The sequence below is a fragment of the Flavobacterium sp. genome (assembly GCF_024642105.1).
GTDB lineage: Bacteria > Bacteroidota > Bacteroidia > Flavobacteriales > Flavobacteriaceae > Flavobacterium.
Genome location: NZ_JAHEBT010000020.1, coordinates 1 through 7,768, shown reverse-complemented (window position 1 = coordinate 7,768; position 7,768 = coordinate 1). Strand labels below are relative to the sequence as shown.

Annotated in this window: 10 protein-coding genes; 5 read left to right on the top strand and 5 right to left on the bottom strand. The window is 35.7% G+C overall.

Annotated elements, in window-relative coordinates; all coding sequences use genetic code 11:
• The 4 genes from Q0L65_RS04265 to Q0L65_RS04250 form a co-directional block, all read left to right on the top strand.
• Window positions 1–503 (top strand): methyltransferase (locus Q0L65_RS04265; RefSeq protein ID WP_296683844.1); only part of this gene is annotated, 503 nt, incomplete at its 5' end.
• Window positions 504–521: 18 nt separating this feature from the next.
• Window positions 522–1,373, top strand: coding sequence for a glycosyltransferase family A protein (locus Q0L65_RS04260; protein WP_296683841.1), 852 nt, complete (start codon window positions 522–524; stop codon window positions 1,371–1,373).
• A gap of 77 nt (window positions 1,374–1,450) precedes the next feature.
• Window positions 1,451–2,197, top strand: coding sequence for an ABC transporter permease (locus tag Q0L65_RS04255; RefSeq protein ID WP_296683839.1), 747 nt, complete (start codon window positions 1,451–1,453; stop codon window positions 2,195–2,197).
• Window positions 2,197–2,961 carry an ATP-binding cassette domain-containing protein gene (locus Q0L65_RS04250; RefSeq protein ID WP_296683837.1) on the top strand — a complete coding sequence of 255 codons (765 nt, stop codon included), beginning with the start codon at window positions 2,197–2,199 and terminating at the stop codon, window positions 2,959–2,961. The genes Q0L65_RS04255 and Q0L65_RS04250 overlap by 1 nt, the downstream gene beginning before the upstream one ends.
• On the opposite strand, the gene Q0L65_RS04245 is transcribed toward Q0L65_RS04250, so the two are convergent.
• The 3 genes from Q0L65_RS04245 to Q0L65_RS04235 are packed head-to-tail and all read right to left on the bottom strand — an operon-like array spanning window position 2,958 to window position 5,440.
• Window positions 2,958–3,560 carry a SprT-like domain-containing protein gene (locus tag Q0L65_RS04245; RefSeq protein ID WP_296683835.1) on the bottom strand — a complete coding sequence of 201 codons (603 nt, stop codon included), beginning with the start codon at window positions 3,558–3,560 and terminating at the stop codon, window positions 2,958–2,960. The two genes, Q0L65_RS04250 and Q0L65_RS04245, sit on opposite strands and share 4 nt — an antisense overlap.
• Window positions 3,561–3,572: 12 nt before the next feature.
• Window positions 3,573–4,250 carry an SDR family NAD(P)-dependent oxidoreductase gene (locus Q0L65_RS04240; RefSeq protein WP_296683832.1) on the bottom strand — a complete coding sequence of 226 codons (678 nt, stop codon included), beginning with the start codon at window positions 4,248–4,250 and terminating at the stop codon, window positions 3,573–3,575.
• A gap of 47 nt (window positions 4,251–4,297) precedes the next feature.
• Window positions 4,298–5,440, bottom strand: a complete 1,143-nt coding sequence (locus tag Q0L65_RS04235; protein ID WP_296683829.1) for an acyl-CoA dehydrogenase family protein — start codon at window positions 5,438–5,440, stop codon at window positions 4,298–4,300.
• Between the two features lie 184 nt (window positions 5,441–5,624).
• On the opposite strand from Q0L65_RS04235, the gene Q0L65_RS04230 reads away from it, so the two are divergent.
• Window positions 5,625–6,515, top strand: coding sequence for an energy transducer TonB (locus tag Q0L65_RS04230; protein WP_296683826.1), 891 nt, complete (start codon window positions 5,625–5,627; stop codon window positions 6,513–6,515).
• Window positions 6,516–6,660: 145 nt separating this feature from the next.
• On the opposite strand, the gene Q0L65_RS04225 is transcribed toward Q0L65_RS04230, so the two are convergent.
• Both Q0L65_RS04225 and Q0L65_RS04220 read right to left on the bottom strand, forming a co-directional pair.
• The gene (locus tag Q0L65_RS04225; protein WP_296683825.1) at window positions 6,661–7,056 is read right to left on the bottom strand and encodes a biopolymer transporter ExbD; all 396 of its coding nucleotides are present in this window, start codon (window positions 7,054–7,056) and stop codon (window positions 6,661–6,663) included.
• Between the two features lie 2 nt (window positions 7,057–7,058).
• A complete protein-coding gene (locus Q0L65_RS04220) occupies window positions 7,059–7,754 on the bottom strand; it encodes a MotA/TolQ/ExbB proton channel family protein (protein WP_296683822.1) in 696 nt (231 codons plus the stop codon).
• Window positions 7,755–7,768 lie beyond the last annotated feature (14 nt).

Below are 7,768 nucleotides of genomic sequence, written 5' to 3'. Positions count from 1 at the left end.
GATTCAAACACACTTTAGAGTTTTTACAAAAACACATTGCTACTTCAGAAACTATTTTTGATTTAGGTGTTCCCAATCCTTTTTCAAAAATTATGATTGAAAATGGATATACCGTAAAAAACACTACTGGAGAAGATTTAGACAACAACCAAGACGCACTACAAAACGAAGACTATTCTGTTTTTACCGCTTTTGAAATTTTCGAACATTTATTAAATCCGTACACTATCTTACAAAACGTAAAGTCAGATAAATTATTGATTTCAATTCCGCTTCGTTTGTGGTTTTCTCCCGCTTATCGCAGTAAAATCGATATGTGGGACAGACATTACCACGAGTTTGAAGATTGGCAACTGGACTGGTTATTAGAAAAAACAGGTTGGAAAATCATCGCACGTGAAAAATTCACACATCCAGTAAAAAAGATTGGATTTAGACCTTTGTTGCGTTTCTTCACGCCAAGATACTATAACGTTTATGCGGAGAAAGTGAAAAGTAATTAGCAAATAGTGATTAGTCAAATGAAATTCTATATAATAATTCCTTCTCATAACGAAGAAGAATTTATCGCTTTGACATTACAGTCTTTGGTAAACCAAACTGTCTTACCAACAAAAGTGGTAGTAGTTAATGATAATTCGACAGACAGCACTCCCGAAATTGTTTTGAATTTTGCCGAAAAGCATCCTTGGATTTCATTGGTAAACAAGACTTCTGACGCGATTCATTTGCCAGGAAGTAAAGTGATTCAAGCTTTTCAAAAAGGATTGGAATCTATTGACGAGGACTATGATTTGATTGTAAAAGCCGATGCCGATTTGATTTTCCCTCCGAATTATTTTGAAACCATTATCCAACATTTTCAATCCGATGCATCCATTGGAATGGTGGGTGGTTTTTGTTATATAGAAAAAAATGGCGAATGGATTTTAGAAAATTTAACCGATAAAGATCACATTCGCGGTGCTTTGAAAGCGTACAGAAAAGCCACTTTCAAACAAATTGGCGGATTAAGAGCGCAAATGGGTTGGGATACTGTCGACGAGTTGTTGTGTAAATTTTACAATTGGAAAGTAGTTACTGATGAAAGTTTACACGTCAAACATTTAAAACCAACGGGAGCCAATTACAATAAAACCGCACGCTATAAACAAGGCGAGGCATTTTATACGCTGGGCTATGGTTTTATAATTACGGCTATCGCCTCTTTAAAATTAGCCCTACGAAAAGGAAAACCGTTTTTATTTATTGATTATTTAATTGGATTTTGGAAAGCCAAATCGACTAAAAAACCTTTACTAGTTTCTGCTGAACAAGCACAATTCATTAGAAAATACAGATTACAAAAAATGAAAAATAAACTCTTCCGTTAATTGAAATAGCAAAAAACTCCTACTTCATTTAGCTAAAGCCATTACATTTTTTGTAATTTAGCCCATATTATAAAACTATGATGCTCCTTAGATATTTATCACAAATAGGCCGCTATTTTTTGATGTTAAAAGATATGTTCAACAGACCTGTAAAATGGAATGTGATGAAACAATTAATACTAAAAGAAATTGACGACTTGATTATTGATTCTTTAGGTATTGTATGTTTTATTTCTTTTTTCGTCGGAGGTGTTGTCGCTATTCAAACAGCTCTAAACTTAACTAACCCTTTAATTCCAAGATATTTAATTGGATTTGCCACAAGACAATCTGTAATTCTAGAGTTTGCACCTACATTTATTTCAATAATCATGGCAGGAAAAATGGGTTCATTTATTACCTCAAGTATAGGAACTATGCGGGTAACAGAACAAATAGACGCTTTAGAAGTAATGGGAGTCAATTCCTTAAATTATTTGGTATTCCCAAAAATAGTTGCACTACTCTTATATCCTTTTATCATTGGAATTGCAATGTTTCTAGGGATTTTTGGAGGCTATTTAGCAGGCGTTTACGGCGGTTTTGCAACCGAAACCGAATTCGTAAACGGAATACAAGTAGAGTTCATTCCATTCCATATCACCTATGCATTCATCAAAACATTAGTTTTCGCTTTTATATTGGCCACAATCCCTTCTTTTCATGGTTACTACATGAAAGGTGGTGCATTAGAAGTTGGAAAAGCAAGTACCGTTTCCTTTGTTTGGACCTCAGTTGTAATCATCCTAATGAACTATATACTCACTCAAATATTGCTAAGCTAATGATTGAAGTTAAAAATGTTGAGAAACAATTTGGAGAGCAAAAAGTACTAAAAGGCATTAGCACTACTTTTGAAGCAGGACAAACTAGTTTGGTAATTGGTCAAAGTGGTTCAGGTAAAACCGTTTTCATCAAATCACTGTTAGGGATTCATGAAATAGACAAAGGAACTATTTCTTTTGATGGACGTATCTACGGAAAAATGAACAAAGATGAAAAACGCGATATACGAACCGAAATAGGAATGGTTTTTCAAGGGAGTGCTTTATTTGATAGTTTGACCGTAGAAGAAAATATTGGTTTTCCGCTAAAAATGTTTACCAATAAGACTCCTAAAGAGATCAAAGAGCGTGTTGATTTTGTTATTGAACGTGTCAACCTTATTGAGGCACATCATAAAAAACCATCTGAAATTTCAGGAGGAATGCAAAAACGTGTAGCCATTGCACGAGCGATTGTCAACAATCCAAAATACTTATTTTGTGACGAACCTAACTCTGGTTTAGACCCCAAAACGGCTACTGTAATTGATAATTTAATTCAAGAAATAACAAAAGAGTACAACATTACTACGGTAATTAACACCCATGATATGAATTCTGTGATGGAAATTGGAGAGAAAATTGTGTTCCTAAAAAACGGGCTAAAAGCTTGGGAAGGAACTAAAGAAGAAATTTTTAGAACCGACAATAAAGCTGTAGTTGATTTTGTGTATTCTTCTAATCTATTTAAAAAAGTAAGAGAGGCTGTTTTAAACGGACATTAATTCGTTTTCAAAAGTTCCACTTCAGCATTTGGATTGAACAAATAGGTTTTACCTGTACTGATTTCCAAACATTCGAATCGCTTGGTTCTCACCGCTATTTTTTTAAAAATTTTCCCATTTGAAATTCGGAAAACACTCCCATACGGAATTTCGAACACATAATTTTTATCATTTTGTTGGTCAAATTGTTTGAGTGCCAATGACAAAGTGGTATCCGTATCACTACTTGCCGAAGGGTTCCTGAAATGCCTTGCCAGTAAAGGCAACAAATGATGAGGAAAAATTTCTGGTCGAATAAACGGTACCATCAAACGTTGAAAAGTATATTTCCATTCATTCCCATGTGGTTTAATGGAACGCCCGAATTTTTCAAAGGCAACGAGATGCGAAATTTCGTGAATCAACGTAATCAAAAATTTATATTGATTGAGACTTGCATTCACCGTAATTTCATGCTTTCCACTCATCCCTCTCCTATAATCACCATGACGAGTTTGCCTCTCATTTACAATTTTGAGATGCACTTGATGCGTCACAATTAATTCAAAGACGGGTTTAACAGCGTGTTCTGGTATATATCTAGCTAAGGTTTCGCTCAAAACTAAACGAATTTAAGGATTAGATGAAGATACTTGCAGCACTTTCCCGTTATAATATTGATTTCCTGTAAGCGTAAAATCAACTATATACTTGGCCATATCAGCTGCTGAAATTGGGGCTTGATAGCCAGGAAAAGCTTCTGCTAACATTTCGGTTTGAACAGCGCCAAGTGCCAACACATTAAAAGCAATTCCTTGCTCTTTGTACTCTTCGGCTAACAATTCAGACAAGGTTATTACAGCTCCTTTACTAGAACTATAGGCCGCCAAACCTGCAAATTTCAAACTCCCTTGAATGCCACCCATCGAACTAATCGTAACGACATGACTTCCTTTTTGTAAATAAGGCAATGCTACACGAGTCAAATTAGCTACGCCAAAAACATTTACTTTATAAATGCTTTCAAAATCAGCTTGCGAAGTTTCGGAAAAAGGTTTCAACAACAAACTTCCTGCATTATGCACTATCGCATCAACCTGTTTCCATGTAGCTGACAAATAATCGGCTACTTTTTGTAAATCAGATTCTATCGCTAAATCGACCGATAGACAACTGATATTTTCATTACCTAAAAGTGCTTGTGAAATTGTTCTTGAAATAGCTAACACACGATGCCCTTTTGTAGCAAATTGCAATGCCAATTCTAAACCTATACCCCTACTTGTTCCTGTAATTATAATGTTCTTCATTTGGCAAAAATAAACAAAAGAGTGAAGATTCTACCCATTCTCAAAATCTAATCCGCTAAAACAGCTCTTGAAATTACAATTTTCTGAATTTCAGAAGTACCTTCATAAATCTGGGTAATTTTTGCATCGCGCATCAAACGTTCTACATGGTATTCTTTTACATAGCCGTTTCCACCATGAATTTGAACGGCTTCCACCGCAGTATCCATCGCTACTTGAGAAGCATATAATTTTGCCATAGCGCCACTAATATCATAATTAAGGTGATTGTCTTTATCCCAAGCCGCTTTCATACATAAATGACGTGCTGCTTCAATGCTTACCGCCATATCGGCTAATTTAAAAGCGATCGCTTGGTGGTTGCAAATTTCAGTTCCAAAAGCCTTGCGTTCTTTCGAATATTTAAGTGCCAATTCATATGCTCCAGAGGCAATTCCCAAGGCTTGAGAAGCAATTCCAATACGCCCCCCAGCAAGTGTTTTCATCGCAAACTTAAAACCAAAACCTTCTTCGCCAATACGATTCGTTTTAGGTACTTTAACATCTGTAAATAATAACGAATGAGTATCCGAACCTCTAATTCCCATTTTTTGTTCTTTAGGACCGATAGCAAAACCAGGCATGTCTTTGGTCATAATCAAGGCGTTGATTCCTTTGCTTTTTTTAGCAATATCCGTTTGCGCAATCACAATATAAAAAGAGGCTGTATTCCCATTGGTTATCCAATTTTTGGTTCCGTTAACCAAATAATAATCACCCATATCGATGGCAGTAGTTTTTTGCGAAGTAGCATCACTTCCTGCTTCTGGTTCGCTCAAACAGAAAGCACCATGAATTTCACCCGAAGCCAATTTGGGCAACCATTCTTGTTTTTGTTCTTCGGAGCCAAACGTTTGCAAGCCCCAACAAACCAAGGAATTATTTACAGACATCACCACCGAAGCAGAGGCATCTACTTTAGAAATTTCTTCCATTGCCAACACATACGAAATCGTATCGAGTCCGCTACCGCCATATTTTGGATCTACCATCATTCCCATAAAACCCAATTCTCCCATCTTCTTAACCTGTTCTGCGGGAAAAATTTGTTTTTCATCTCGTTCAATAACCCCTGGTAATAATTCATTTTGAGCAAAATCACGTGCCGCTTGTTGAATCATCTTATGTTCTTCGGTCAGACTAAAATTCATAATAATATAAAATAAATAGATTGATTTGTTATAAAAATACAATCAAAGATACTTTTTAAAACGGAATTCTAACATTTAAAATTCAAAAAATAAGTACTGAAACTGTAACTATTTCTTTTCTCTCTTGACAATTTTTAGTACATTTCGGCGTTTTTAAAAAGTCTTTTACATTTATACAGAACACATGAGTTTTACTCCTTCTACAGACCAAAAAAAATCCTTAGCATTTTCGCTGCTCATCTATGGCGCAATGTTGTTGATTTTATTTTTCATCCGATTTTGGCCGCCATCCAATTTGGCAGAGCTAACCGGTGGTGGCGGAGGTGGTGTTTCTGTTAATTTTGGGGATAGTGATCTAGGTTCGGGTAGCAATTACAAAAGCGAGGTACTTGAAGTCCAAAACCAAGTGAAAGAAACACCAACAGCAGCTACTCCAGACGAGACTGTAATTGCACAAGAAAATAGTACGGAAGAAAGTGTTGTGATTCCGAAAAAAGAAAAAACAGAGCAAAAAACAACCGTAGTCAAAGACGAGGCTAAGCCTGAAGTTGTAAAACCTAAAGTGGCTAACACAACTAACGACGCCTTATCTAGTCTTTTAAAAGGATCTAATAAAGGAGGTGATGGCGATGACAAAACTGCAGGAAACAAAGGAAAGTCAAACGGAAGTTTGAGCGCTACAAGTTATTACGGAAACGGTGGTTCTGGCGGAGGAACTGGTGGCGGTAATGGTACTGGAAACGGAATAGGCAATGGCAGCGGCTACGGAGCAGGTTCTGGTGGTGGCTCTGGAAATGGAATTGGAGGTGGTTATTCTTTAGGTAATAGAAAAGCAATTTCAAAACCTGCGCCTAAATACACCTGTAATGAAGAAGGAAAAGTAGTTGTAGAAGTTTCGGTAGATAGAAACGGAAGAACGGTCAACGCCATAGCAGGAATTAAAGGAACTACTAATACTGCCAAATGTTTATTGGAACAAGCTAAATTAGCCGCAATGAATACCAAATGGGATGCGAGTAGTGATGCTCCCGAAAAACAAGTCGGAAAAATTGTTTACAATTTCAATTTAAATTAAAATAGATATAAAAAAGTAAGATTTTGTCATTCCGAATTTATTTCGGAATCTAAGATATTTTAATAAAAGAAATTGACTCGAGCAATTGCGAACAGGCGAAGCAAACAAGTTCAGTTTGACAAGTTAAAGCTTTTACTGATTAACTTTATTTAGGACTCGTGGCAATCACAAATTTCAAATTGTTTCGGACTCCAATTTGTAGCACATCAACTAAATCCTGTACTTGTAAATTAAATGGAATTCGCACCACGACCGTTTGGTCTTTTTCTCCATTCATTTTAGACATTAATGTACTCTCTAAAGCTTCAAAATCAACAGGCTCTTTGTCAATATAGAATTTTTTATCCTCTGTAACAGACAGACTAATGAATTGTTTGTTCGTTTTTTCATTGGCTTGTGCTTTCGGCAAGGTCATTTTAATTACATTAGGATTGGCTAAAGTAGAAATGATCAAAAAAAACAACAATAAAAAAAACATAATATCACTCAGTGACGAGGTCGCCACTTCAGCATGAAATCTTCTTTTACGTTTAATGGACATACTTATGCTTTTTGAATAATATTGACAAACTCTAAAATTTGTTTCTGAATCTTCAAGGCAAAATTATCGATTTTACCATTCAACAAGTGATAGGCACTATACGCAATAATACCTACAATAAGACCAGAACCACTACTAATCATTTTTTCGTACAGACCTCCAGAAATGTTTCCAATACTAATATTCTCAGTTACCGAAATACTATAAAAAATCTTAATCACTCCAGAAATTGTTCCAATAAATCCTAATGTAGGTGCAATACCCGCAATCAAACCTAAATGCCCCAAACGGCTTTCCATTTGAGCAATTTCGATATCGGCAGCACGATCCATATTCGATTCAATTTCGGCAATAGGTCTTCCAATTACTAAAATTCCTTCTTTCAATATATTTCCAGATGCCGAATTACTTCTTTCGACAATGCTTCTCGCCAAATCCAAATTTCCTAAATGCAATTGATCACGCACATCTATCATCAAACGACTGTCAATAGCAGAAGCTTTACTTATATACAAGTAACGTTCAATAATTACATAAATAGTATAAAACAATAAAATAGCAATAGGAATCAAAAAGAAACCTCCTTTAAAAATGAACTCTAATACCGAGATTTCGTTATTGGTAGCGATTTTTTCCACCACCACATTAGAGGCAGCATTAGCAAGGGTGTCAGACTGTAATTGTAGTAAACTAAACATATATTATTCTTGTT